We start from the raw sequence: 24,628 nt of genomic DNA on the forward strand, positions 1-24,628 counted from the left end.
GGGCCGGCTGTCATCTCCGGCGGCCCGGCTCCGCCTCCCGGACGCAGTGGTCCGCGTCCTCGGCCGACAGCCCGTGCGCCACCAGCGCGGCGACCGCGTCCGCCGGGCGTGCGCCGCCGTCGGTGACGCTCATCCCGCCAGTACCTCGAATCAGATGCAGCCGGTACCGCGCGCCGGTCCACTCCACGCGCACCGCGGTGACCGGGCCCTCCCCTGGATCGCCCATGCCGATCATCCTAGGGATCCGCCCGGAGCCGCCCGCCTACTCCCCTCCCTTCGGGGCCTCCCCGTCGTCGAGGAGCGAGGGCAGAAGACCACGCAAGGTGCGTTCGAACAGATCGGGGCGCGGCGGTTCCGGTCTCCCCAGAGCGGCGACCAGGTGGGGGTACGCCGTGAGCGCCATCCCGGTGAACGCCGGAGGCGCCTGCGCCCGCTCCCGCTGAGCGAACAGGGTCACTACCCCGGTCATCATCGCCAGGGTCTCGAACTTGGCGCCGGTCCCGCAGCGCACCGGCTCCAGCACCGCCAGGCAGTGGTCGAACCAGCCGAGCCCCTCCGGCCCGATGCCGCTCGCCCGTGGCAGCAGCTGCACCAGCCACGGGTGCCGCCGGAAGAGCCCGAGTTGCGCCCGGGCCAGGTCGAGCAGCGAGTCGAGCCAGTCCGGGCCGGGCTCCGGATAGGGCCGCAGCTCGGCGATGGCCGCGTCGGTCATCAGGTCGAGCAGGTCGTCCCGCGACGACAGATAGCGGTAGAGCGTGCCCGCGCCGGTGCCGAGCGCCGCCGCGACGGCCCGCATCGAGACCGCGGCCAGGCCGTCGGCGTCCGCGATCGCCATCGCGGCCGTGACGATCTCGGCCCGGGTGTGGGTGGCCTGCGGGCCGCGGCTGCCGCGCTCCGGGCGGTTCCAGATCGGGGGCGCTTCCGTCACCGCTCCACTCTAAACCGCAAACACCGTTCGCCCTTTCATCCGGGTGCCGCCGCCAGCCAGGCGTCGCCGACGCAGCCCTCCTCGTAGTCCCACCAGCCGTCCCGGGCGCCGGTCCGAAGCACCCGCTGCACCCCGGTCAGGTCGGCGTCGGCAGGCACGTCGAGCGTCACGATGCCGTACTGCTGGATGCCCTCGCCGCAGACCCCGAACAGCTCGAAGGCGTCGAGCACCCGTTGCAGCGAGCCCCGCAGCGGGCCGCTGCCGAACGGCACCACCCGGATCGTGCAGCGGCCCGACCACGCCACCAGCTCGGTCGCCCAGTGCCTGCCGTCGGCGTCCCGCTCCACCCGGATCAGGTCGCCGGAGGAGACCCCGAAGGCGAACCGCGGCGGGCCGCTGAGCCGCACCACATCGTCCCCGACCGGCTCGGCCCGCAGGCTCTCCACCGTGACCGGCGGCCAGCCGCCGTGCTCCACCGGAAGATCGAAATGCACCTGGACCACGGTCATGACGGCGGCGTCCCGAACATCGTCATCCCGCACTCCCCTGGGCCCGCTCACGCGGCCGCAGTCTTCCAGAAGATCCAGTTCCGGGGCCGGCGGGCACCCCTCTCCGGCAGCGGCTCACGACCGGCCCACCTCGGCGGTTCCGGTGACGATCCGGACCGGGTAGCCCCACCGGTCCAGGGACCGGCGCATCCTGGCGGCACCGGCCGGGTTGGACGAGTGGACGCGGATCAGGCCGATGTCGTACGGCCGCTCCTCGAAAGCGGCCCGCTCCAGCACCTCGACGACCGGCCAGATGGTGTCGTCACCGCCCAGATCGTGGTCGAGCCACAGCTCGTCGATCCGGCGGTCGCGGTGCGCGGTCAGCAGCGCCACACCCTCGGCGCTGGTTCGCGCCACCTCGGTGGGCCGCCCGTCGGCGAACGAGCGCAGGTCGTCGACGAGGATCACGAGCCGGTGCCGGGCGAGCCATGCGGCGCGGGTGATCGCGTACTCCACCTCGCCCTCGTCCGAACCCGGGATCGGCGGACAGTCGGGGAAGAACGTCCGCACCAGGCGCAGGCCGGCCTTCTCCAGGACCGCCCGGGAGCCCGCGTTGACCGTCATGGTCTGCGCGGTGATCCGGTGCTGCCCGGCGGTCTCGAAGCCGTGCCGCAGCAGCTCCCCGGCCGCCTCCGAGGCCAGGCCCCGGCGCCAGTGCCGGCGCAGCAGCCGGTAGCCGAGCTCCGCCTCCCCCGGCTCCGCCGCCGGTGGCAGCATCATCACCCCGATGAAGTCGTCGCCGTCCCCGAACGCCGCCCAGTAGCCCAGTCCGTCCACCCGGCGGCCCAGTTCCATCCGCTTCTCGTGGTACTCGACGACCTCCTCGCGGGTGCGGGCCCGGCCGTCGATGTAGCGCAGCACCTCGGGATCGGAGTCGAGTTCGGCCTCCAGGTCGAGGTGCCGGTCCTCGAGGGGGACCAGCAGCATCCGTTCGGTACGCAGGATCGGTTGCGGCATCTGATCACGATCACACACGGCCCCGCCACCGCGCGACGGGAAAATCGCCGTACCCCTGGTCCATCCTGACGCGGATGCCGAAGAGAGACGCTGTGGGTTTCAGGCGGCCTACCATGGTCGGGGCACCCCTCTCCCGGCCACCGCGCCTTGCCTCTGGAGGTCTGGATGCCCGCGCTCCCCGGCAGGCCCTCGGGCGACGCGCTCACCGGCGATCCGCTCGCCTTCGCCGCGCGCCCCGACCCGCTCGCCGTGATCGCAGGGGCGGACCCGCTCACGGCCGGGCCGGCCGTCACCGCCCGGTCCGGCGCGCTGGAGGCGCTGCTCACCGGCAACCGGCGGTTCGTCGCAGGCCGGGCGACGCGCCCGCGGCAGGGCCCGGACCGGGTGCGTGAGGTCGCCGCGTCCCAGCGGCCGTTCGCGGTGGTGCTCGGCTGCGCCGACTCGCGGGTGCCGCCCGAGATGCTCTTCGACCAGGGCGTCGGCGACCTGTTCGACAATCGGGTCGCCGGCAACGTGGTGGACGATCTGCTGCTCGGCTCGATCGAGCTCGCCGTGGCGGAGTTCGCCCCGCCGGTGGTCCTGGTGCTGGGCCACGAGCGCTGCGGGGCCGTGGCCGCCGCCCTGGCCGCGGTCAGCGCCGGCACGACACCGCCCGGCCGGATCGCGGCGATCGTCGCGGCGCTGCGGCCGATCGTCGCGCCCTACGCCCGCGATCCGGACGGCCTGGAGAAGGCGGTGCAGGCGAACGTCCGGGCGCAGACCCGGGCGCTGATCACCCACAGCGAGATCATCCGGTCGGCGGTGGACCGGCACGAGACGGTGGTCAGCGGCGCTCGCTACGACCTGGACACCGGCGTCGTCACCCTGCTCGGCTGAGCCCGGCCCGCACCGGCGTGCCCGCGTGACGGCATGGGGCAGCATGGATGGGCATGACGGGGAGACGGGAGACGGCGGAGCAGCGGCGCGCGGCGGTGCGCGCCATGGCCGAGGCCGACAGGTGGAGGAAGGCGCGGTGGACGTCCCCGCGAACCGTTCCCGGCGACCGCCGGATGCCGACGTGGGGGCTGCTGCTGGCGACGGTGGCGGGATGGCTGGTGTTCAACGCCGGGGCGACGATCGGGCGGCACACCGGTGGTGACTTCGGTGACGCCTCGGTCGAGGGCACCGCGACCGTGGAGCGGTGCGAGCGGCGCGGGCCCCTGACCGTATTGCAGGGCATCGGCTTCTACGACGTCTGTTATCTGTGGGTGGAGTGGGACCGCGAGGGGTGGAGGCAGTACCCCGCCGAGCGGATCCTCGTCGAGGAGGCCGGCTTCTTCAAAGGTGAGCAGCCCGGCGACCGGATCCGGATCGGCTACGGCATCTCCCGGCCGGAGTTGCGCGAGTCGCCGGCCCACGTGCTGGCGATGATCGCCCTCTGCGCGGCCGGCGGCTCGATCTTCCTCGTCGGCAGTCTCGTCCTGCTCAAACGCTATATGGCGTGGGCGTTCCGATGAGGTCGCCGGTCCAGTCGTCGGGGGCGTAGAGGGTCTCGGGCTCGCAGAGCCCGGTCAGGGCGAGCGCCTGCCGGATGTGGCCGTGCGCGTTGACGATCTCGTACCCGTGGCCGGCGCGCAGCGCTCTGGTGTATCCGACGAGCAGCAGGTCGATGCATTCGCTGCCGATCGACTCGACAGCCGACACGTCGACGAAGACGCGCAGGCCCCGGCGGCCGGAGGCGAAGGTGTCCCGCATCGCGGTGCGCAGCACCCGGCCGGCGTCGCGGTCGAAGGCGCCGCTCAGGTGCAGATGGACGGTGATTCCCGTCCGGCCGCGGGTTCGCTGGATCTCATAATGCGGGTCGGTCATGTACACGGATGTACTCGCCGATGATTACAGCGGCCCTAACGGCGCATGACACGTGACCAGGCTTACAGGTCAGGACGGACCGTAATCACGCTCCACGGTGGCGACCCGGACCCGGTAGTCGCGGTACCAGATCTCGCGTCCGCGCTGCTGAGCGACCAGATGGGCGGCGACGTCCTTCCAGGCGCGGGCGGCTGCCTGATCAACCCAGTAGGAGACCGTGATTCCGGTCTCCTCCCGGGCCGATTCGATGCCCAGATAGCCGGGTTGGCGTTCGGCGAGCCGCTCCATGGCGGCGGCCATCGCCGCATATCCCTGATCACCCTCCGTACGCAGCGACGTGAAGATGACCGCTACGTACGGCGGTTCCGGTGTGGCCGCGATCGACATCCGCTCATCCTGGCACGACCGCCGCCCAGGCCAGGAGTTCGGTCCGCACGGCGGCGAGGGTGGCCGCCGGCACCGTCGCCACGTCGGCGGCGTTCACGACGAGGGCGACGTGCACGGTCCCCGGCGCCGAGCCGCCCGCGTCGAGCAGCAGCCGCCGGGCGGTGGTGGCGCCGACCTCGGTGGCGACCGCGATCGGGCCGCTTCCGGCGAGCCCGGACCGGGTGCCGAGGTCGGAGACGACGACGGTCCGGCCGGTGGGGAACGATGCGGGCAGATGCAGTTCGGTGGGCGCGCCGATCGGGGTCGCCGGTTCCCGCCAGAGCAGCACGCCGTACTGCCGGCCGGCGACCAGCCCGGCGATCGCCGGCAGCCGGGACGGCACGGTCAGCCACGCCTGCTGACGGCCGGCGCCGGCGAACCCGTCCCGGGCCAGGTCCTCGTACCCGAAGGCGATCGTGGATCCGGCCACCGCGCTGGGGAAGAGCCGGTCGAGCACCCGCCGGTCCAGCCGCAGCGCCCCGTTCGCGATGACCGAGTGGTCCTCGCCGTTCCAGGCGTCCCCCTCGGTCTGAATCCTGGCCGGGTTCCCGTTCATCGCCTCGCGGTGCTGCCCGCTGTAGACGTCCCACTGCCACTGGGTGGCCGACAGCACCGGGCCGGACGCGGCCGGGTCGTTCCAGAACGCGCTGCCGGGCAGCCGCGAGTCGAGCCCCTGGTACATGGCGCGGATCATCCACGGGGTGCGGGAGGCGTCCATCGAGTTGCCGAACTCGGAGACGAACGCGCTGGTGCCGAGCGCGGCGGCGCGGTCGCGGATCCGGTTCATCGCGGCGCTGTAGGTGCCGTCGGCGGCCGCGGTCGGGTCCAGGGTCATCCGGGCGCCGTCGTAGTAGTGGCTGTTGAACACGTACCGGGTGCCGAGCGGCGGGATCGTGCTGAAGCCGCCGGCCTCGCCGAACGTGGTGTTCCAGAAGACCAGCGGTTCGGCGTACACCGGCAGCGACGTCCAGCCGGCGGCGTCCATCACGGCCCGGAACCGTTGATGGAACGGCAGCAGCCAAGTGGCCTCCCAGGTGGTTCCGGAGGCGCCGTCGAGCCCGCCGTCGAACGGCTCGTTGAACGGGTCGACGCCGAGCATCATCGACAGGTCGAGCCGTTGCCGCAGGTGGGTGAGCGCGGTGCGGGCCTGGGCCAGGTACGCGTCCTGCACCCCGTGCCGGTTGCGCCAGAAGTCGTACATCGCCGACCGGACGGCGCCGTTGGTGAGCATGTTCTGGCCCCACAGCAGGCAGATGCCGCAGGACTCGTCCGGATAGGTCCCGGCGTCGATCACCCATTTCGGGGCGCCGTCGCCGGTGTACCAGCTGTCCGGGTCGAACAGGTGCGACGAGTACAGATCCTGGTGGTAGTCGAGCAGCACCCGGATGCCGCGGTCGGTGAACTGCCGGATCTGGTCGGCGGCCCGGTCCAGGTACGCGGTGTCGATCCGGTCCCGGGCCGGCTGCACCCCCTCCCAGCTGATCAGGAAGCGGATCGCGTTGGCGCCGGTCAGGTCGCGCATCAGGGTCGCGGCACCGGCCGCGTCGGCGGTGGTACGAAACGGCAGGAGCCCGTTCTCGTACAGCTTGGTGCTGCCGGAGACGTTGAAGCCGCGCAGCACGATCTGGCGGCCGGAGGGATCCGTGGGGGCGGCTTCGACGGGTTGCGCCGGAACCGCCACACCCACCACGAGCAGCAGAAGTGTGACGAGGAAGGCCCGCATGTATCGACGGTAATCACTTCGTCACATTATCGATACCCCCCTCAGCGGCGGTCCTTCAGGCAACCGGACGCCTTGCCGACCCGGCGCAGGCCGGTCAGGTCGCCGGCGCCCCACACCGCCTTCTTCGAGGTGATCGTGTGGTACATGATCTGGCTCTTGTCGTTCTGGTCCGGGTGGCCCAGGCCGATCGCGTGCCCGATCTCGTGCATCAGCACCGCACCGGTGGTGCCACCGCGGACCGCCCCGAACCCACGTGCCATCGACTTGACCGCGGGCGCGTTGAGCACCACCGAACCCTCGACCATCCGCAGCGCGTCGGCGCCGGTCGTGGTGTACGCGGTCTGCCAGGCGCCGCCGCCCATGCCCAGCGCCTTCGCGCCGGACGGCAGCCACTTGCTGTGCGTGCCCGGGTTCACCCAGGCGACGACGATCTCGGTGCCCGCCGGGTACTTCCCGGTGAAGCCCTTGTTCGCCTGCGGGATCACGGTCGTCGTCCCGGCGTACCGGAAGGTCAGGCCGGTGGCCGCGGCGATCCGGGCGAACGCCGTCTTGACCTCGGGCAGCGAGTTCTTCGGGGCCCGGTCCAGATTGACCCGGTAGTCGATCGCGCCGCCGCAGGGGTTCCAGCGGGCGATCAGCCCGGCGCCCCGGGTCTGGCTCATGAACGCGAAGGACCGGGCGCTGCCGGCCGCGGCGGCCTGCGCCACTCCGGGCAGGGCGGTCACCAGCGCCGTGACCGTGGCAAGGAGGAGCAGGGCACGCTTCATCTGCAGGCGATTCCGTTCTGTCGTGGAATCACCAGGATGTGAGCAGCCCGGTGCCGTCCTGGTCGGTGTGTGGTTGCCGTCCGGTTGCGTGTTTCTTCTGCTGGTGGAGCCGCGCGTCGGCGACGGCGTAGAGGCTGTCGAAGTCCGCGCCGTCGACGTCCAGGACCGCGACGCCGATGCTCGCCCCGGTCCGCGCGGCCAGCGCCGAACGCACCCGGGCCGCGCTCGACGGATCACCGAGCAGCGCCACGAACTCGTCGCCGCCCAGCCGGCCCACGATGTCGTGCGCGTGGACCTGCTCGCGCAGCGTCGCCGCCACCCAGGTCAGCAACTCGTCACCGGCCGCGGCACGACGCGGCACCTCCCCTGCTGGCCTGGACCCCGCATTCATCGGCGCGCCCCGGCCGGGCTTGAGGCTTCCGCTCCAGCGATGCGCAGCCTCCAGACCCGCACCCCGCAGAACCCTCGTCCCGAAGACCCTCACCCCGGAGAACCGTCACCCCCAGAGAACCTTCACCCCGGAAGGCCCTCGCCCCCGAGAACCGTCACTCCGGAAGACCCCTCGCCACCGGGAAGGCCCTCGTCCCGGAGGACCCGGCAGGTGGGTTTCACCCCTGCGCGCCACCCGTTCACCCGCTCGGGGTGACGCCTGACGGGCCTCGCCGATCGACCGTGAGGTGTTCCGTTCCGACCGGCACGCCAGGGGGAACCGTCGCATGCAGAGCCGTCTCCGTCTCGGGGGTCACGGGGTGCAGCCGTTGCTGCTGATGTTCCCGCTCGGCCTGTTCTGGATGGCGTTCGTCTTCGACCTGGCCACCCTGCTCGGCGCTCCCGCGATGATCGGCACCGTCGCCTACTGGAACATCGTGGCCGGCCTGGTGGGCGGCCTCCCCGCCGCGGTCGCCGCCGGCGTCGACGCCTTCTCCGCGGTGGGCCCGGAGTCGACCCGGATCGGTTTCCTGGCTCTGCTCCTCGACGTCGGTGTGCTGATCGTCTTCGCGGTGCTGGCCCTGATGCGCGTCCGCACCCCCGACCGCGCCGCCGATCCGGGCCTGCTCCTCCTCGAACTGTGCGGCCTGCTGGTGGCCGCCTTCGGCGCCTGGTTCAGCGGACGCTTCGCCGACCCCCGCGCCCCCGTCGCCGAGTCCCTCCGCTGACCGCCGTAGCGACCACACTGATCACTTCCGGTCCGCGGCGCTTCTCTCCAACCTTTCGCCGGTACGGGCCACGCACCGTCCCGTGCCTCGCGGCGGCCACGGCAGGCGTCCCCTCACGACCGTCCCCCGGTGCCACTCATGCATGCACGGCGCGGTCACCCCACCGAGCGCGGTGAAAGGAAACCTCGTCCGCCTACCGGCGGCGTATGGTCACCCCTTCTTCGCACGTCACGTACGAGATCTGAGCGAACCGGTGGGTCTGCTCCCCCCGGTTCACCAGGACCTTCTCCGTCACGTCCTCAGCGGGCGTCTCGTCTCCGGGGCGCCGTGCGGCGATCTTGATCGATTCACCCCGTTTTTCAAGTCTTCTGCTCGGTTGCCGAGGCGGCGGGCGCCTCGCCGTCCCGCCGTCCCGCGGTCCCGCGGTCCCGCCGTCCCGCCGTCCCGATCTTGGACGATAGACCACCGGAATCGATGGCAAATCGTCCAAGATCGCGGCGCGAGGTCGATAAACGCCAGTCTGGCGAGACGGCGGAGCCGCGAGACAGCGAGGCGGCGAGGCGGCGAGGCGCAGCCGAGAAGAAGGCTCGTTTCCGAAGGCGAATCGATCACGATCTCGGTGGTCGGCGCTGAATCGGCTCACGACATCGAGGAATTGACGAGATCAGTAGAGAGTCGAGCAGAAGGCCCCGGTTCACCGCGGCCTCACAAGATCGACAAGGGGTCGGGCAATCGGCCAGCAGGGTCAGTGCTGTCTCAGCGTGCGGGAGCAGCGGTGAGAGCCGGCCGGACAAGGTTCGCCGCTGCACGCGCGGACGGTCCCCATCTACGGTTTGGTACGGGCCGCGGGTCGCCGCGCATGGCGGTTGGGGGCCGTGAGGGGCATGTATGAGTGGCACCAGGGGGGGCGGCCGTGAGGGGACGCCTGCCGTGGCCGCCGCGAGGCACGGGACCGTGCGTGGCCCGTACCGGCGAAAGGGTGGAGAGCAGCCCGCGCGGACCGCGAGTGGTCAGGGGTGGGCGGTGCGGAGGCCGGCGATCGCCGCGAGGACCAGGCAGATGCCGGCGAAGACCAGGGTGGTGGCGCCGATCAGGACGAAGGTCGCCAGACCCAGGCCGGGCCAGACCAGGACGGCGATGGAGGCGAGGACGATCAGCACGCCGACCGCGATCCGCCAGCCGCCGCCGGGCTCGCCGCGGCCGATGGTCAGGAAGATCTCGCCGAGGCCGTCGACGATCCAGCCGAACGCGACGATCAGCAGCAGCAGGGACAGGGAGGTGGCCACGTTCGCCAGGCAGAGCACCCCGGCGACGAAGGCGATCAGGCCGAACAGGATGCCGAGGACCCGGTGCAGCGCGGGGACACCGGTGGTGACGAGCATCTGCATGATCCGGAAGGCGCCCAGGATCAGCAGGTTGATGCCGAAGACGAAGGCGACGACGCGCAGGGTGGCCTGCGGCCAGGCGAACGCGACGATGCCGAGGATGATGGTGGCCACGCCGGCGATGAGGCGCAGCCAGACCCGGGTGCGGGACGGTCCGATGGTGGTGATGTGGGTCGGCTCAGTCATTGCCGTCTCCTTTGGGTACGGGCTTCCAGGCCCGTGGACGCCAGTTCTCCACCACCTTGGCGACCGCGGTGACCAGGAACAGCTGTCCGGTCAGGGCTTGGACGACGGCGATGGTCTGTGCCGGGTTCCCGGCCGGGACCATGTCGCCGTACCCGGTGGTGGTGAGGGTGATGAAGCTGAAGAAGAGGACGCCGGGGAGTCCGGGGTCGCCGTCGTCGCCGAACAGTGGTCCCGGCTGGATCGCGGCGAGGCATTCGTAGGCGAACGCGAACGCCATGCCGATCAGCAGGTACGCGGCCAGAGCGCCCTGCATGGTCTGCACGTCGACGCCGCGGTGCCGGCCCAGGTCCCGGACGATCGAGAACGGGGCCAGCAGGTAGAGGACGCTGGCGGCCAGGAACGTGTAGCCGACCAGCGGCGAGTTCTGGGCGACCAGGTTGAGCACGGCCGCGGCAAGGGCAAGCGCAAACACCGCGGCGGCGGCCAGGCGCATGCCGGCCCGCGCCCCGGACACCCGTAGCGCCTGCCACACGGTGAGGGTCTGCACGAACAGCAGCAGCACGACCATCCACCGGTTCGTGGCCAGCAGCGCGATCAGGTACGTACCGATGATCATCAACAGCACGAGCCCGTAGCCGCCGCGCGGCGGCCGGCCGATCGCCATCATCCCCGGCCCGATTCAGAAACCGGGGCCGGGCACGTCCGACGACGGCAGCCGCCGCACCTCGATGAGGCGCAGGCCGAGCCCGTGGATCCGGGAGATCAGGCCGACGACGGCCGACTGGTCCGGTAAGGATCCGTGCAGCACGGTCTCCGGCGGTTCCACGGTCACCGTCAGATCCCGCAGGTCGGCGAGGATCTCCTCAGGGATCACTCCCGATACCCGTACCTGATATGTCGCCTCCGGCATGACCCGCCCCTCCCGTCGTTCCTGCCAGCTTTCGCCTCGTCCCGGATCGGCCACGTCATCCCGGAGGGATGACGGATTCGGGGCCCCGCACCCGGGCGTGGAACAGCCCGGCCCGGAACAGCCGTTCCAGACGCCGCACGGTGAACGGGTGCGACATCGGCAGTTGGGCGATCTCCACCCAGAAGCCCCGCAGCTGCTGTCCCTGCCGGACCAGTTGCTCCACGTCGGTGGTGTGCTCGGTGTGCCGTCCCGAGGCGAGCAGGACCAGGCCGGACGCGCCGCCCGGGGCGAGCCGGGCGCCGTGCCGGTCGCAGGAGTACTCGCGCAGCCGGGACAGGGCCGGGCCGAGCAGCGGGATCCGCTCTGAGTAGGCGACCGACAGCTGGTACCAGAGCGACACGTGGTGCAGCCGGATGTGGCCCAGTTCGTGGCCGAGGATGAACCGCAGCCCCTCCCGGTTGTTCTGCTGCAGGTTGACGAACAGCTCGTTGGCCAGGACCACGTAGTCGTGGCCGGTGGCCTGGGCGGCGAACGCGTTGAGGGTGCCGTTGCCGTTGGCCAGGTAGAGGTTCGGGCGGCGCTTCAGGCCCAGCTCGTGGGAGAACTCGTCCATGGTGCGGTAGAGGTCGCCGTACTGGCGCGGGGACAGCTCGACGGCGGTGCCGCGGATCGACGCCCGCTGCGTCTCACGGATCACCACCAGCGCCGGGACCAGCAGCAACAGCCCGATCACCGCGGACCGGACGGCGGCCGCCCAGCCGGTGCCCTGGAAGCGTTCCAGCAGCAGCGGCAGCGTGATCGCGGCCTGGACGATCAACGCGATGATGATCACGTTGAGGACCACCATGAAGATGTAGAAGGGCAGCTCGGCGGGATGCCGCAGCGGACCTTCCGGTCGGTGCCGTGAGGACGTGGACACGACGGATCTCCTGTTCTGCCGGTTTCCGGTGACCATCCGCCGTGCGGCGCCCGCGCGCCTCATCCCGCCGGAATGAGGACCGGTCCCGGCCGCGGCGGGAGGCTGCACATCACGCAGGTACGCCGGAGGAGGAACCCATGTCCACAGCAGCCGTCTGGCAGGCCCGGCTCGCGTTCGCGGCCGTGACCGCCGCTGTCGTCCTCGTGCTCGCGGTCGCCGGGTTTCGGGGCAGCCTGGGCCTGTTGCTGACCGGAGCGCTCGGCGCCGCGGCCGGGCTGGCCGCGGCGTGGTGGTTCCTCACTCACCGGGGACTGTTGCGGTGGCTGGCGGGGGCGGTGGTGGCGCTGGTCCCGATCGTGGTGGCGATCGTCTACATCCGCCATCGACTGCTGTGGGTGGCGGTGGTGGTGGGGCTGCTGTGGGTGGTCGCGGTGGCGGCCGGGCGGCGGGCCCTCGTGGATCCGGGGCACGGGCCGGAGGAGTTCCCGACGCCGGCGCCGCAGAACCCGTACCTGATCATGAATCCGCGCTCGGGCGGCGGCAAGGTGGAACGTTTCCGCCTCGCCGAACGGGCCCGCGAGTTCGGCGCCCGGGTGTTCCTGCTGGACGGGCCCGCCGTCGACGTGGCGGAGGTGGCCCGACAGGCGATCAAGGACGGCGCCGACCTGCTCGGGGTGGCCGGCGGCGACGGCACGCAGGCGCTGGTCGCCGGGGTCGCCGCCGAGCACGGGGTGCCGTTCCTGGTGATCTCGGCGGGCACCCGCAACCACTTCGCGCTCGACCTCGGGCTGGACCGGGAGGATCCGGCGACCTGCCTGGACGCGCTCACCGACGGTGTGGAGATACACGTGGACCTGGGTCTGATCGGGGACCGGACGTTCGTCAACAACGCGTCGTTCGGGGCGTACGCGTCGGTCGTGCAGAGCCCCGCCTACCGCGACGACAAGGTCGGCACCACGCTGGAGCTGCTGCCGGGCGCGCTGACCGGGACCACCGGGCCGCGCCTGCGGGTACACGCCGGCGACCTGGTGATCGACGGGCCGCAGGCGGTGCTGATCAGCAACAATCCGTACACCACCGGCGACGTGGCCGGTCTCGGCGAACGGCCGCAGCTGGACCGCGGCGCGCTCGGGGTGCTGGCGGTGACGGTGCGCGGGGCCGCCGACGCCGCCCGGCTGATCGGCGGTCGTGGCCGGGCCCGGTCGCTGACCGTGCGGACCGTCACCGAGGCGGTGGTCGACGCGGACGCCCCGGCCGTGCCGGTCGGCGTCGACGGCGAATCGGTGCTGCTGCCGACGCCGGTGCGCTGCACGATCCGGCCGGCCGCGCTGCGCGTGCGGGTGCCGCGGCAACGTCCCGGCGTCCGGGCGGCGCTGCCCGAACTGGACTGGACACGACTGCGGCGCCTGGCCCTGTCCCGCTGACCCGAGCCACAGAAGAAGTGTGTGGTTCGGGCGCCCCTGGCGTCCGAACCACACACACGGGAATCTCAGCGGCGGCGGACGACGCGGCGGGTGACGCGGCGTGCGGTCCGGCGGCCGGTGCGCCGGGCGACCCTACGGGAACCGAACATGTCGAGCACCTCCTCTGATCAGTTGCCGGAGGCGGCCGCGGCCGTCTCCAGGTCGTGCAGTTCCTTGGCCTCCTCGGCCGCGAGCAGGCCGATCGCGACCAGATCGAGCGGGCTGACGAACCCGTCGGACAGCCGGAAGCCGCCGGCCCGGGCGATCGCGTCGCGCAGCGGCACCGCCCAGTGATGCTCGATGAGCAGCAGGGCCGCGGCGGTGCCGGGCGGGATGTCGCCGAGCACGTCCCACGTCTTCGGGGTGTCGAGAACGTCCACGCCGTCCTCGGCCGCGGCGGCACCCAGGGCCGCGCCGGCCACCGCGCCCTCCTCCCCCTCGATGCCGAGGCCGATCAGTGCGCCGACCTTGCTGCCCAGCTCGACCGCCTCCTCCTTGGTCAGGTTGCTCAGGTGCTCGACCTCCAGCTCGCCGTCCTCGTCCTTGTAGACCGCGAGGGCGTCGATCACCCGTACGGTGTCGCTCTTGCGCAGCCGTTCCAGCTCGGCGATGACCTCGCCGTGGAAGTTCGGGTGCGGGAAACCCAGCACGATCAACTGGACCGGACCGATGGCCATCTTCGACTCCTCACCTCAGCGTGATACCGGCTCCGATCCTCCGGCCCGCCGGTGGCCCGGCGCCTCATCCGGCGGGGGTGACGTGCCGGTCGGCGCGGCGGGCGACCCTCACCTCATGAAGCGACTACTCCCGATCGCCATGGGCCTCCTGCTCGCCGGATCCACCGTTGGATGCGCCGGGGACGAGCCCGCGGTCCCTGCGGTGTGTGAGAGCGCCGAGGCCGTGCAGAGAACCGTGGACCACATCAAGCAGACGAACGTTTCCGAGAACGGGCTGAGCGCGCTCAAGCCGTACGTGAGCGACCTGCTGGAACAGCTCAACGTGCTGGTCGGCAACGCGAAAGCCCAGTTCGGCAACCAGGCGGACGCGCTGCGGGCGTCGGTGACGGCGCTGCGGGCCAGCGTCGACGCGGCGCGCGAGGATCCCAGCCGGGACAAGCTCGCCGCCGTCCGCACCTCCGTCGAGGGCGTGCGGTCCAGCGCCCGGACGTTGCAGGACGCCATCCAGCAGACCTGCTGACCCCCATTCGTACGAGGAGACGGCGATGCGTGTGGAACAGAGCCGGGCGACCGGATGGGTCGCCTGGGTGCTCTTCGGCGGCGTGATGCTGGTGCTCCTCGGCACGGTGCACGCCTACACCGGGCTGGTCGCGCTGGCCCGCCCGGCGGTGCTCGCCGGCACCCGCGCCGACCTGCTCCTCCCGATCCCGCTGACCGGGCTGGCCTGGGCCCACCTGGTCACCGGAGCCGTCCTGATCGTCGCCGGCGTCGGGCTGATCCGGGGGCTGAGCTGGGCGCGGGTGACGGCGATCGTCCTCGCGACCGGCTCGGCCCTGCTGAACTTCACGTTCGCGGCGACCCACCCGATCTGGTCGATCATCGCGATCGCCCTGTCCGCGGTGGTGATCTACTCGGTCGCGGCGCACGGCGGCGAGGTCGCCGACGCGTACGGGAAGTGATCCTCCGGCGACTGGACGAGCTGCAGCGACGGCGGCCCGCGCTGGGGTTCGGGTGGGCGGTGATCCGCAAGTACCTCGACGACGGCGGGCCGCGCGAGGCAGCCCTGATCACCTACTACGGGTTCCTCAGCCTCTTCCCGGTGCTGCTGCTCGGCGTGGCCGCGGCGTCGCTGGTGCTGGCCCGGCGGCCGGAGCTGCGCCGGGAGCTCGTCGCCGCGATCGTGCCGCCGAACCTGCAACCGGACATCGAGACGTCGGTGGCGGCCATGTCCGGCTCCGGCACGGCGCTGGCGCTCGGCGTGGGATGGCTGGTCTATGCGGGGATCGGGGTGGCACTCAGCGCGTACGAGACCCTCAATCACCTGGCCGCCGTGCCGGTCCGGGACCGGGCCGGCATCGTCTCGTGCTACCTGCGGGCGACGGCGGCCCTGGCGGTCGTGCTCGCCGGGGCGGTGGCCGTCGGCGTCGTCAACGTCGCCGCCGTGCCGTGGCTGTCGGTGCCCGGCACCTGGGCGGTGGTGGCGGCGGTGCTGGCGGTGACGGCCCGGATCCTGCTGATGCGGCCGGCCCCGGTCGCGGCGACCGCGCCGGCGGCGGTGATCGGGGCGGCCGGGGTGACCGGGGTGCTCAACCTGGGCGCCGTGGTGCTGCCGGAGCTCGCCCGCCGCGCCGGCTGGATCTACGGCGGGTTCGCGACCGTGGCCGGCGCGTTCACCATGCTGTACGTGCTGAGCAACGTGCTGGTCCTGGCGGCCGAGGTGGCGGCGGTCCGGCACGCCCGGCTGTGGCCGCGTTCCCTGGATCCGTCCCGGCCCACCCGGGCCGACCGCCGCGCCATGGCTCTGCTGATCCGCGAGCAGACGCGCGAGCCGGCCGGGTCGCCTTGAGCCGCTCAGACGACGGCGCCGGGCCGGGTACGCGGCAGGAAGGTCGCCGCGATCAGGCCGATCACCCCGGCCCCGGCGACCGCGGCCATCGCCCACAGGTAGGCGCGGTCGGGGTTCGCGCTGTCCACCCCGGCGACCAGGATGGTGCCGGCCAGCGCCGCGCCCAGCGACGACCCCAGGTTGGAGACGCTGCGGGACAGCCCGGAGATCTCCCCCTGCAGATCCTCGCCGAAGCTGGACTGCACCACGTTCACCGACGGCGTCAGCATGCCGCCGAGCCCGAGGCCGATGATGAACAGGCCGGGGATCATGCCCCCGATGCCGCCCGTGGCGCTGCCCAGCCACAGCAGCAGGACGATGCCGGCGACGGTGACGGCGAACCCGGCCATGATCAGGGTGCGCTGCGGGCGGCGGCGGGCCATCCGCTCGGCGAACACCGACGACAGCAGCACGCCGACCGTGGTGGCGGTGAACACGGCGCCCGTCTCGATCGCGTTGTAACCCTTGATCACCTGCAGGTACGTCGACACCACGAACGAGGTGCCCATCACCATCAGCCACTGCATGTTCTGGGTGATCAGGCCCAGGTTGGAGGCGCGCTTGCGGAACAGGGCCAGCGACAGCAGCGGCTCGCGGCCGGCCCGCTCCATCGCCCGGACCCGGAGGAAGAACCAGACCAGCATCAGGACACCGGCGATCACCAGGGCCGGGGTCATGGCGGCGTTCTCGTCGGCGACCAGGATGCCCATCACGATCAGGACCAGGCCGGCGGCGGACAGGATCGCCCCGGCCACGTCGAACGGCAGGGACCGGTCGGCCGGCAGCGGGTCGTGCACGGCCTTGCGGGCGAGCAGCACGATGGCCAGGACGATCAGGGTCTGCAGGACGAAGGCGGCGCGCCAGCTCACGGCGTACGCGATGAAGCCGCCGATCAGCGGCCCGGCGACGGCGCCGATGCCGCCCATCGCGCTGATCGCGCCGAAGGCCCGGGCCCGGGAGCCGATGTCCTGGAAGAGCAGGGTGGTCAGGATGTAGACGGGTGGGATCAGCAGGGCGGTGCCCACCCCCTCCAGGATCGAGTACCCGATGATCAGGACGCCCAGGCCCGGCGCGAACGCGCTGATCAGCGCGCCGCTGCCGAACAGCAGCAGACCGAGTTGCAGGCACCACTTGCGCCCGAACACGTCGGTCAGTTTGCCGCCGGGGATCATCAGCGCCGCCATCACCAGCAGGAACAGGGTGATGGCCAGTTGCACGCCCTGAACTCCTGTGTTCAGGTCCTTGCTGATGTCGGTGATCATCACGTTCATGTTGGAGCCGGCGAAGCTGCAGATGAACTGCGCCAGGGCGAACGCGACGAGCGCCCGCCGCAGCCCGGCCGGGAACCGGCCGGTGCTGGTCCGTTCCGTCATGGTGCACCCCTCAGATCGGAAGGATTTCAGCCAACGCCCGGACGGACCGCGAGGGCATCCTCCTCAGGGGAGTAGGTCGCGGCTCCAGCGCGGGCCGACCTCGCTCCATTCCCGCTGCCAGCCGCGGGCCCGGTGGCGTTCGAGTACTGCCGTGCCGAGGCGGCGCAGCGCGTTCATCGCGGCGGCGACCGCCGCCACCACCACGACGGCGATCAGCGCGGCCCGCGCGACCGGGCTCCGGTCGCCAGGCGCGCCCCGCTGGTCGCCGTCCCGCTCGACCCAGATCATCACCCGGTCGCCGGGCCGCTGCCCGGCCACCACGGTGACCAGGCCGCTGCGTTTCGTGCCGTTCGGCGCCGTCCAGGAGGCCCGGGACCAGCCGGGCGTCGCTTCGGTCCCGGGATCGGTTCCGGGCATCAGCTCGGCCTCCACCCGGAACACGTTCTGCCGCTCCCAGGCGATGGCCTGCTGGTCGGCCCGGTAACTGACACCGGCCGCCCACCAGGCCAGGATCGGGGCGGCGAGCAGGGTGCACACGAAGAGGGACAGGAGCATGCCGGCCTCGAACCGGTCCGAGCCGCGGCGCAGGGGATTGGGTTTCCGGGCGAACATCCTCGCAGCATCGCGAATTTTCTCGGCGCGGGTTTCATCCGTGCCGGGTGAGGATCGGCCACGGCGGCCCGGCGACGCTGACGTCGGCAGGAGAAACCACGGGAGGGGGCGGGCATGCCGGCGACCGGCTCGATCTGGGTACGTCTGCGGCACGACGACATGGAGGCCACCGCCTCCGGAATCTACGGACTGATCGTCGGCGCGGCCGTGCTGGTCGCCTCGCACGCGCTGACGGCGCTGCGGATGTCGGTCGCCGTGCTGGTCACGTTGACCATCTACTGGCTGGCCGAACGGTACGCCCGGATCGTCGCCGAACGACTCCACGAGGGCCACCGTCCCACCTGGCACACCGTGCGGCGTCAGCTCACCACCGGCTGGGAGATGGTGACCACGAGCGGCCTGCCGTTGCTGGTGCTGGTCGGCGCCCGGCTGGCCGGGGCTCAACTGGAGACGGCGGTGATCGCGTCGCTGGCCTGCACCACCGGGCTGCTCTGCCTGTCCGGCTGGCTGATCGGTTCGGGCGGCCGCCTGCGTGCCGCGGAACGCCTGGTGTCGACCCTTGTCGCCGGGAGTTTCGGCGCGGCCCTCATCGTCCTGAAGACACAGCTGCACTGACCGCGCTGACCACCCGGCCGGTGTGCCAGCCGCCCGGCCCGAGATAGCGCTCGCGCACCACGACCTCGCCCCGGTCGGCGCTGATCAGGCTCCACGAGCAGGCCGCGCCGCGGGTCCGCCGGCTGGTCGCGGTGCCGGCGACCACGAACACGTGCCGGCCGCGCACCCGCACGTCGGGGAGGTGGGTGTGCCCGGCCAGCACCAGGTCGACACGCGCGGCCCGGACCGCGTCGAGCAGCCGGCGGGCGCCGAACAGCCGGGCGGTCCCGGTGGCCAGCGGCGGATGGTGCAGGGCCAGCACGCGCAGGTCACCGGCGGGCGCGCCGCCGAGGATGCGGACCACCGCGGCGGCGTGCCGGGCGTCGACCCGCCCGTTCTTCCAGCGCCAGCGCGGCATCGAGGTCAGGCCCAGGGCGGTGATCCCCGCGGCGTGGCGGACCGGTTGCGGGTCCGCGTCGATCCAGGTCTGCCAGCGGTGGTACGGCAGGAACAGCCGCCGCCAGCTCACCAGCGGCAGATCGTGGTTGCCGAGCACCGTCAGCCGCGGTTCCGGCAGCGTCTCCAGCAGGGCCCGCACCTGCCGGAACTCGGCGGTACGGGCCCGCATCGTGAGGTCGCCGGTGACGACGGTGAGGTCCGGCCGCGCCGCCGCCACGTCCGCGGCGAGGCTCGCCACCGCGGCCGGGTCGTGTGCCCCGAGGTGCAGGTCGGAGACGTGCGCGACGACGACGGGCCGGTTCATGGGGTGGCCGGCCCGGCCCGGCGGCATCGGGTCCGGGCCGGCGTGGCGGGCGCTGTGGCTGCGCCCGCCGGTGGGGTGGCCCTTCTCACCGGGGCGGGCGCAGGTCGTGTGGTCCCCCGTAGTCCCCACCCGGGGTGACGACCGTGCCCGCTTTCCCGGCGAGGATGGCGGCGGCGTCCTCGAGAGCGCCGATCGCCGCCAGGTCGCCGGTGAGTTCGACGAACCGGCAGACCGCCTCCACCTTCGGCCCCATCGAACCGGCCGCGAAGTCCTCGCGGCGCAGTTGCGCGGGGGTGGCCCGGCCGATCGGCTGCGGATCCGGCCCACCGAATCCGCGGACCACCGCGGGCACGTCGGTGAGCAGCAGCAGCGCGTCGGCCTCCAGGGATTCGGCGAGGACCGCGGTGGCCAGGTCCTTGTCGACGACGGCCTCGACGCCGGCGAGGTTGCCGTTCTCGTCGCGGATCACCGGGATGCCGCCGCCGCCGGCGCAGACGACGATCGCGCCGGAGAAGAGCAGTTGCCGGATGATCCGGGTCTCGACGACCCGCTGGGGTTGTGGCGACGGGACCACCCGGCGCCATCTGTCGCCGTCCGCCGCGATCGACCAGCCGCGCTCGTCGGCGTACCGGCGGGCGGTCTGCTCGTCGTAGACCTGGCCGACGAACTTGGTGGGCTCGCCGAAGGCCGGATCGGCGGCCGAGACCAGGGTCTGGTCCAGGATCGCGGCGACCTGCCGGCCGGGCAGCGCGTTCTGCAGGGCCTGCAGCAGCCAGTACCCGATCATGCCCTGGGTCTGCGCGCCCAGCACGTCGAACGGGTACGGCACGGCGAGCGCCGGGTCGGCGGCGCTCTGCAGCGCCAGCATGCCGACCTGCGGGCCGTTGCCGTGGGTGATGACCACCTCGTGCTCGGCGGCGAGCGGGGCCAGGGCGGCGACCGCCCGCAGCGCGTTGGCCCGCTGCACCTCGGCGTCCGGTTTCTGACCGCGTTCCAGCAGCGCGTTCCCGCCGATCGCGATGACGATGCGCATGTCAGGACCCGAGGGTGGCGACCATGATCGCCTTGATCGTGTGCATGCGGTTCTCGGCCTGGTCGAAGACGATCGAGTACGGCGACTCGAACACCTCCTCGGTGATCTCCAGCGACTCCATGCCGGTGTGCTCGTGGATCTCCCGGCCGACCTTGGTGTTGCGGTCGTGGAAGGCCGGCAGGCAGTGCATCACCTTCACCGCCGGGTTCCCGGTGGCCCGTACCGCCTCGATGTTGATCTGATAGGGCTTCAGCAGCCGGATCCGCTCGTCCCACGCCTCCTTGGGCTCGCCCATCGACAGCCACACGTCGGTGTAGAGGAAGTCGGCGCCGCGGACGCCCTCGGTCACGTCCTCGGTGTGGGTGATCCGGGCGCCGGTGGTCTCGGCGATGCTCTGCGCCGCCTTGATCACCTCGTCCGGGTTCCACCGGGACTGCGGCGCGACCATGCGCACGTCCATGCCCATCATGGCGCCGCCGATGAGCAGCGAGTTGGCCACGTTGTTGTGCGCGTCGCCGAGGTACGCGAAGGCGATCTCGTTGTCGTGTTTGACGGTGTGCTCGCGCATGGTGAGGATGTCGCAGAGGGTCTGGGTGGGGTGCCACTCGTCGCTGAGCCCGTTCCACACCGGCACACCGGAGTGACGGGCCAGGATGTCCACGTTCTCCTGGCCGAAGCCGCGGTACTCCAGGGCGTCGTAGAAGCGGCCGAGCACCCGCGCGGTGTCCTTGACCGACTCCTTGTGGCCGAGCTGGGTGCTGCCCGGGTCGAGGAAGGTGACGTGCGCGCCCTGGTCGTGGGCGGCCACCTCGAAGGCGCAGCGGGTCCGGGTCGACGTCTTCTCGAAGATCACCGCGATGTTCTTGCCCTTGATGCGTGGCACCTCGGTGCCGGCGTATTTCGCGGCCTTCAGCTCCGCGGCGAGTCTCAGCAGGAACTTCCACTCCTGCGGGGTGAAGTCGAGTTCCTTGAGGAAGCTGCGGTTACGCAGGTTGAATGACATGTCCCATCCCCTCAGATGGCGTCGCGTTCGATCGGGCAGGTCATACAGCGAGGCCCACCCCGGCCCCGGCCCAGCTCACCGCCGGCGATGGTGATCACTTCGATGCCCTGACGGCGCAGGTACGTGTTGGTGGTGACGTTGCGCTCGTAGCCGACGATCACGCCGGGCTCCACGGCCAGGAAGTTGTTGCCGTCGTCCCACTGCTCGCGCTGGGCGGCGCGGATGTCCTCGTTGGTCTCCAGCACCTGGATCTTGTCGATGCCGAGGGTCTCCGCGATGGTGGCGAACAGGTCGGGGTTGCGGATCACCTCCAGCCCGTCCGGGTCGCCCGAGGGCAGCACCGTCCAGGACCGCAGCGACTCCTGCAGGTACGGGTACATCACGAAGGTGTCCCGGTCGATCATCGTCATGACCGTGTCCAGGTGCATCATGGCGTGCGAGTGCGGCAGCTCGATCGCGATCACCTTGGTCGCCACGCCGTTGCTGAACAGGCTGCGGGCCAGGTTCTCCACCCCCATCGCGGTGGACCGCTCGCCGAGGCCGATCATCACCGCGCCGTTGCCGAGCACGTGGATGTCGCCGCCCTCCAGGGTGGCCGGCTGGTGCGGCTGGTCGTCGCCGCCGTACCAGATGGTGAAGTCGGCGAGGGTGAACATCGGGTGGAAGCGGTAGATGGCGGCGCTGTGCACCGACTCGCGCAGCCGGGCCGGCATCGCCATCGGGTTGATGCTGACCCCGCCGTAGATCCACGCCGAGTTGTCCCGCTGGAACAGGTGGTTGGGCAGCGGGGTGAGCACGAAGTCGTCGGCGCCCATCAGCTCCCAGCGCAGGCTGTTCACGGTGAACCCGGCCAGCTCGTTCTTCAGCACGCCGCCGATCAGGTAGTCGGCGAGTTTCACGCTCTCGGCCTGTTCGGCCAGCCGGCGCAGCGGCCCGGCCAGGGTCGGCCCGACGGTGTCGTCGGTGACGATCCGGTCCAGCACCCAGTTGCGGGCCTGCGGGATGTCCAGCACGTCGGCGAGCAGTTTGGCGAAGTAGTGCACCTTGATCCCGCGCTCGCGCAGGACCTCGGCGAAGGCGTCGTGCTCCTCACGCGCCCGGCGGGCCCAGAGGATGTCGTCGAAGAGCAGGTCGCGGACGTTGTCGGGGGTGAGCCGGCTGAGTTCGACACCGGGCCGGTGCAGGATCACCTGACGCAGCCGGCCGGTCTCGGAGTCGACGTGGAAACTCATGGGGTGCTCCTTCTGCGCATGGACACGTAGACGGGTATGCCGAGCAGGAACGCGCCACCGGCCATCAGGAACGGGCCCCACACGACGAACCAGTCGTCACCGGAGTTGCGCGAGTACCAGATGAAGAGGATCGAGAAGATCAGCGCCACGATGGCGATGATCAGGTCGCCGATGCCGCCCTCCCGGCGCCACTTGATCTTGGCGAGGGCGGAGAAGGCGTACGGGATCGCGGCCGTGATCCCGCTCATCAGCACCAGCGTGTTGAAGACCGTCGCGCCGCTCGCCCCGGCGTAGCTGACCACCATCGCGACCGTCGCGAACAGGCTGGAGCAGATGATCCCGGCGGCCGGCACCCCGCGTTTCGAGATCCGCCCGAACAGCGCCGGGAACAGCCCGTCCTTCGCCGCGGCCAGCGGCATCTCGGCGCAGATCATGGTCCAGCCGTTGAGCGCGCCGATGCCGGACACGATCACCGCGAGCGCCACCAGGTCACCGGCCCAGTCGCCGCCGGCCATCGTGGTCGCGGCCACCGAGTAGGAGGCCTTGTTCGCGTCCTCGGCCAGCACCGTCGTCGGCACGATCCCGAAGACCGCGACCATCGACAGCAGGTAGACGACGGCAGCGCCCAGCGTCCCGATCACGGTGGCCCGTGGCACGTTGCGGCCCGGGTCGCGGACCTTCGCGGCGGCCACCGCGGCGCACTCCACGCCGAGATAGCTGAACAGGCAGATCGCCATGGCGCTGCCGACCGCCCTGAGGTCGGTCTCGCCGCTGACGTTGGCCGGGCTGTAGTTGGCGGTGCTGATGAAGAACAGCCCGACAGTCGACATGATGATCAGCGGGATGAACTTGATGACCGTGGTCCAGACCTGGACCACGCCCATGCTCTTCACGCCGGTCAGGTTGATCGCCGCCGGGATCCAGATCCCGATCAGGGCGATCACGATCGACCAGCCCACCACTCCGTCGGAGTTGACGAAGTTCTCCACGTAGAACACCCAGCCGGTGACGATCGCCGCGTTGCCGGCCCACGCGGTGATCCAGTAGGACCAGGCGTTGAGGAAGCCGACACCGTCGCCGAACGCGGCGCGGGCATAGGCGTACGGGCCGCCGTCGGCGGGCATCCGCCGCGACAGCGACGCGAACATCACCGCCAGAGCGAGCGCGCCCACCGTGGTCAGCGCCATCGCGACGATGCTGATCGGCCCGATCGAGGCGAGCGAGTACGGCAGATTGAAGATCCCGACGCCGATGATGGTGCCGAGGATCAGCGCGGTGGCCTGCGGCAGGCCCAGAGTGTGGGTGTCCTCGGCCAACTCCTGCTGCGTCATGGCGCCAGCCTCTCCGCCGGACCGTCCGGCGGGCATCACTCGCGCCGGATGAACGAATCTCGGATCAGGGCATCGACGGCTCGAAGGAGCCCAGCTCGTCGTCGCCCTTCTGAATCACGCCGTAACTGGACTCCGGCACCGGCTGCCAGGCGCCCTCCAGCTCACCGAGCGGCTCGGAGACGATCAGCCGGGTCTCCTCGGAGAGCCCGTGCAGCATCTTCTGATCCGGGTAGAGCGTGCGGAGGGCGGAGATGGCGGTGCTGTAGAACAGCGTTCGGCTGCGCCTCTCGCTCGAATAGCGGAAACACCAGGTGCGGTCACCGTCGGTGGTGGCCACGGTCATCTGCAACGGATCGGGTACGCCGTGCTCACGGGCCGTCGACTCGACCAGACCCGCCATCCGCTCCACCGCGGCGACCGGCCGGTCCCGGAGCCCGTACGTCAGGGCCAGGTAGAACATCACCTCGGAGTCGGTCGAACCCGCCATCGACGAGTACAGCTTCGGGTCCACCGCCATCACCAGGTCCCGTTTCAGGCGGGCGAACTCCCGGATCGAGCCGTTGTGCACCCACAGCCAGTTGGCGTACCGGAACGGGTGGCAGTTGGTCTGCTGCACCGGAGTGCCGGTGCTGGCCCGGATGTGGGCCAGGAACAGCGGGGACGAGATGGACCGGGCGATCTCCCGGAGGTTGGCGTCGTTCCAGGCCGGGCCGACGCCACGGATCAGCGCCGGCTCGGGGGAACCGTCGACGGGGTACCAGCCGACCCCGTACCCGTCGCCGTTGGTCGTCTCCACCCCCATCCGGGAGTGCAGGCTCTGATCGATGAGGGAGAACCGAGGCCGGTAGAGCAACTCCTCGAGCCGGATCGGCGACCCGGAATACGCAAGCCAGCGACACATGGCGTCA

Annotated in this window: 30 protein-coding genes and 1 pseudogene; 8 read left to right on the forward strand and 23 right to left on the reverse strand. The window is 71.4% G+C overall.

Going from position 1 to position 24,628, the window contains the following annotated elements; all coding sequences use genetic code 11:
- Positions 1-10 precede the first annotated feature (10 nt).
- From Aut01nite_RS15760 to Aut01nite_RS43500, 5 genes and pseudogenes are all read right to left on the reverse strand, one after another.
- Positions 11-226, reverse strand: a complete 216-nt coding sequence (locus tag Aut01nite_RS15760; RefSeq protein WP_152629075.1) for a hypothetical protein — start codon at positions 224-226, stop codon at positions 11-13.
- Positions 227-262: 36 nt separating this feature from the next.
- On the reverse strand, positions 263-928 hold the full coding sequence (locus Aut01nite_RS15765; RefSeq protein WP_043531993.1) for a TetR/AcrR family transcriptional regulator: 666 nt from the start codon (positions 926-928) through the stop codon (positions 263-265).
- Positions 929-963: 35 nt separating this feature from the next.
- Positions 964-1,422, reverse strand: coding sequence for a DUF4265 domain-containing protein (locus Aut01nite_RS15770; protein WP_204037549.1), 459 nt, complete (start codon positions 1,420-1,422; stop codon positions 964-966).
- 129 nt (positions 1,423-1,551) lie between these two features.
- Positions 1,552-1,920 (reverse strand): cyclic-phosphate processing receiver domain-containing protein, encoded by a 369-nt coding sequence (locus Aut01nite_RS43495; RefSeq protein WP_236643130.1) that lies wholly within the window; start codon positions 1,918-1,920, stop codon positions 1,552-1,554.
- A 129-nt stretch (positions 1,921-2,049) separates the two neighbouring features.
- Positions 2,050-2,433: pseudogene (locus tag Aut01nite_RS43500) on the reverse strand (GNAT family N-acetyltransferase); the annotation flags it as partial.
- Positions 2,434-2,598: 165 nt separating this feature from the next.
- Here Aut01nite_RS43500 and Aut01nite_RS15780 point away from each other — a divergent pair.
- Together Aut01nite_RS15780 and Aut01nite_RS15785 are read left to right on the forward strand one after the other, a co-directional pair.
- Positions 2,599-3,309, forward strand: coding sequence for a carbonic anhydrase (locus Aut01nite_RS15780; RefSeq protein ID WP_083999948.1), 711 nt, complete (start codon positions 2,599-2,601; stop codon positions 3,307-3,309).
- 53 nt (positions 3,310-3,362) lie between these two features.
- The gene (locus Aut01nite_RS15785) at positions 3,363-3,929 is read left to right on the forward strand and encodes a DUF6346 domain-containing protein (protein ID WP_043531997.1); all 567 of its coding nucleotides are present in this window, start codon (positions 3,363-3,365) and stop codon (positions 3,927-3,929) included.
- On the opposite strand, the gene Aut01nite_RS15790 is transcribed toward Aut01nite_RS15785, so the two are convergent.
- The 5 genes from Aut01nite_RS15790 to Aut01nite_RS15810 all read right to left on the reverse strand — a co-directional run bounded on the left by Aut01nite_RS15790 (position 3,898) and on the right by Aut01nite_RS15810 (position 7,558).
- Positions 3,898-4,281 (reverse strand): STAS domain-containing protein, encoded by a 384-nt coding sequence (locus tag Aut01nite_RS15790; protein ID WP_152629076.1) that lies wholly within the window; start codon positions 4,279-4,281, stop codon positions 3,898-3,900. The two genes, Aut01nite_RS15785 and Aut01nite_RS15790, sit on opposite strands and share 32 nt — an antisense overlap.
- Before the next feature lie 69 nt (positions 4,282-4,350).
- A complete protein-coding gene (locus Aut01nite_RS15795) occupies positions 4,351-4,668 on the reverse strand; it encodes an antibiotic biosynthesis monooxygenase family protein (protein ID WP_043532001.1) in 318 nt (105 codons plus the stop codon).
- Between the two features lie 4 nt (positions 4,669-4,672).
- The gene (locus Aut01nite_RS15800) at positions 4,673-6,430 is read right to left on the reverse strand and encodes a cellulase family glycosylhydrolase (protein ID WP_043532003.1); all 1,758 of its coding nucleotides are present in this window, start codon (positions 6,428-6,430) and stop codon (positions 4,673-4,675) included.
- 41 nt (positions 6,431-6,471) lie between these two features.
- A complete protein-coding gene (locus Aut01nite_RS15805) occupies positions 6,472-7,197 on the reverse strand; it encodes a matrixin family metalloprotease (RefSeq protein ID WP_043532005.1) in 726 nt (241 codons plus the stop codon).
- Positions 7,198-7,225: 28 nt separating this feature from the next.
- Positions 7,226-7,558 carry a diguanylate cyclase domain-containing protein gene (locus Aut01nite_RS15810; protein ID WP_052164476.1) on the reverse strand — a complete coding sequence of 111 codons (333 nt, stop codon included), beginning with the start codon at positions 7,556-7,558 and terminating at the stop codon, positions 7,226-7,228.
- 355 nt (positions 7,559-7,913) lie between these two features.
- Here Aut01nite_RS15810 and Aut01nite_RS15815 point away from each other — a divergent pair, with 355 nt between their 5' ends.
- Positions 7,914-8,354, forward strand: a complete 441-nt coding sequence (locus Aut01nite_RS15815; protein ID WP_043532180.1) for a DUF2231 domain-containing protein — start codon at positions 7,914-7,916, stop codon at positions 8,352-8,354.
- Positions 8,355-9,364: 1,010 nt separating this feature from the next.
- On the opposite strand, the gene Aut01nite_RS15820 is transcribed toward Aut01nite_RS15815, so the two are convergent.
- The 4 genes from Aut01nite_RS15820 to Aut01nite_RS15835 are packed head-to-tail and all read right to left on the reverse strand — an operon-like array spanning position 9,365 to position 11,754.
- Positions 9,365-9,925, reverse strand: a complete 561-nt coding sequence (locus Aut01nite_RS15820; protein ID WP_052164477.1) for an HdeD family acid-resistance protein — start codon at positions 9,923-9,925, stop codon at positions 9,365-9,367.
- Complete coding sequence (locus Aut01nite_RS15825) at positions 9,918-10,592, reverse strand: potassium channel family protein (protein ID WP_236643121.1); 675 nt, start codon at positions 10,590-10,592, stop codon at positions 9,918-9,920. Before Aut01nite_RS15825 ends, Aut01nite_RS15820 begins: the two co-directional genes overlap by 8 nt.
- Before the next feature lie 12 nt (positions 10,593-10,604).
- Positions 10,605-10,835 (reverse strand): DUF8691 family protein, encoded by a 231-nt coding sequence (locus Aut01nite_RS15830; protein WP_043532007.1) that lies wholly within the window; start codon positions 10,833-10,835, stop codon positions 10,605-10,607.
- 55 nt (positions 10,836-10,890) lie between these two features.
- Entirely contained in the window at positions 10,891-11,754 is an 864-nt protein-coding gene (locus Aut01nite_RS15835) for a M48 family metallopeptidase (protein ID WP_052164493.1), read from the reverse strand.
- Between the two features lie 137 nt (positions 11,755-11,891).
- On the opposite strand from Aut01nite_RS15835, the gene Aut01nite_RS15840 reads away from it, so the two are divergent.
- A complete protein-coding gene (locus tag Aut01nite_RS15840) occupies positions 11,892-13,178 on the forward strand; it encodes a diacylglycerol/lipid kinase family protein (RefSeq protein WP_043532010.1) in 1,287 nt (428 codons plus the stop codon).
- A 167-nt stretch (positions 13,179-13,345) separates the two neighbouring features.
- Here Aut01nite_RS15840 and Aut01nite_RS15845 read toward each other — a convergent pair whose 3' ends face one another.
- The gene (locus tag Aut01nite_RS15845; RefSeq protein WP_043532013.1) at positions 13,346-13,894 is read right to left on the reverse strand and encodes a hypothetical protein; all 549 of its coding nucleotides are present in this window, start codon (positions 13,892-13,894) and stop codon (positions 13,346-13,348) included.
- A 115-nt stretch (positions 13,895-14,009) separates the two neighbouring features.
- Between Aut01nite_RS15845 and Aut01nite_RS15850 the strand changes: the two genes are divergently transcribed.
- The 3 genes from Aut01nite_RS15850 to Aut01nite_RS15860 are packed head-to-tail and all read left to right on the forward strand — an operon-like array spanning position 14,010 to position 15,740.
- A complete protein-coding gene (locus Aut01nite_RS15850) occupies positions 14,010-14,414 on the forward strand; it encodes a hypothetical protein (RefSeq protein ID WP_152629077.1) in 405 nt (134 codons plus the stop codon).
- Between the two features lie 25 nt (positions 14,415-14,439).
- Complete coding sequence (locus Aut01nite_RS15855) at positions 14,440-14,853, forward strand: DUF7144 family membrane protein (protein ID WP_043532018.1); 414 nt, start codon at positions 14,440-14,442, stop codon at positions 14,851-14,853.
- Complete coding sequence (locus Aut01nite_RS15860; protein ID WP_052164478.1) at positions 14,850-15,740, forward strand: YhjD/YihY/BrkB family envelope integrity protein; 891 nt, start codon at positions 14,850-14,852, stop codon at positions 15,738-15,740. Before Aut01nite_RS15855 ends, Aut01nite_RS15860 begins: the two co-directional genes overlap by 4 nt.
- Before the next feature lie 5 nt (positions 15,741-15,745).
- Here the strand turns inward: Aut01nite_RS15860 and Aut01nite_RS15865 are convergent, their stop codons facing one another.
- Together Aut01nite_RS15865 and Aut01nite_RS15870 are read right to left on the reverse strand one after the other, a co-directional pair.
- Complete coding sequence (locus Aut01nite_RS15865; protein WP_043532019.1) at positions 15,746-17,152, reverse strand: MFS transporter; 1,407 nt, start codon at positions 17,150-17,152, stop codon at positions 15,746-15,748.
- Between the two features lie 63 nt (positions 17,153-17,215).
- Entirely contained in the window at positions 17,216-17,764 is a 549-nt protein-coding gene (locus Aut01nite_RS15870; RefSeq protein ID WP_052164479.1) for an Rv1733c family protein, read from the reverse strand.
- 114 nt (positions 17,765-17,878) lie between these two features.
- Between Aut01nite_RS15870 and Aut01nite_RS15875 the strand changes: the two genes are divergently transcribed.
- Entirely contained in the window at positions 17,879-18,379 is a 501-nt protein-coding gene (locus tag Aut01nite_RS15875) for a hypothetical protein (protein ID WP_043532022.1), read from the forward strand.
- Here the strand turns inward: Aut01nite_RS15875 and Aut01nite_RS15880 are convergent.
- The 6 genes from Aut01nite_RS15880 to Aut01nite_RS15905 all read right to left on the reverse strand — a co-directional run bounded on the left by Aut01nite_RS15880 (position 18,351) and on the right by Aut01nite_RS15905 (position 24,621).
- A complete protein-coding gene (locus tag Aut01nite_RS15880) occupies positions 18,351-19,250 on the reverse strand; it encodes a metallophosphoesterase family protein (protein ID WP_236643122.1) in 900 nt (299 codons plus the stop codon). The two genes, Aut01nite_RS15875 and Aut01nite_RS15880, sit on opposite strands and share 29 nt — an antisense overlap.
- On the reverse strand, positions 19,207-20,154 hold the full coding sequence (locus Aut01nite_RS15885) for a carbamate kinase (RefSeq protein WP_043532026.1): 948 nt from the start codon (positions 20,152-20,154) through the stop codon (positions 19,207-19,209). Before Aut01nite_RS15885 ends, Aut01nite_RS15880 begins: the two co-directional genes overlap by 44 nt.
- Before the next feature lies 1 nt (position 20,155).
- Complete coding sequence (argF, locus tag Aut01nite_RS15890; RefSeq protein ID WP_043532028.1) at positions 20,156-21,157, reverse strand: ornithine carbamoyltransferase; 1,002 nt, start codon at positions 21,155-21,157, stop codon at positions 20,156-20,158.
- A gap of 11 nt (positions 21,158-21,168) precedes the next feature.
- Positions 21,169-22,389, reverse strand: a complete 1,221-nt coding sequence (locus Aut01nite_RS15895) for an arginine deiminase (RefSeq protein ID WP_043532030.1) — start codon at positions 22,387-22,389, stop codon at positions 21,169-21,171.
- Complete coding sequence (locus tag Aut01nite_RS15900) at positions 22,386-23,720, reverse strand: amino acid permease (protein WP_052164480.1); 1,335 nt, start codon at positions 23,718-23,720, stop codon at positions 22,386-22,388. The genes Aut01nite_RS15895 and Aut01nite_RS15900 overlap by 4 nt, the downstream gene beginning before the upstream one ends.
- Before the next feature lie 64 nt (positions 23,721-23,784).
- Positions 23,785-24,621, reverse strand: a complete 837-nt coding sequence (locus tag Aut01nite_RS15905; protein WP_043532032.1) for a class II glutamine amidotransferase — start codon at positions 24,619-24,621, stop codon at positions 23,785-23,787.
- Between the last annotated feature and the right edge of the window lie 7 nt (positions 24,622-24,628).

The sequence above is a fragment of the Actinoplanes utahensis genome (assembly GCF_016862455.1).
Taxonomy (GTDB): Bacteria; Actinomycetota; Actinomycetes; order Mycobacteriales; family Micromonosporaceae; genus Actinoplanes; species Actinoplanes utahensis.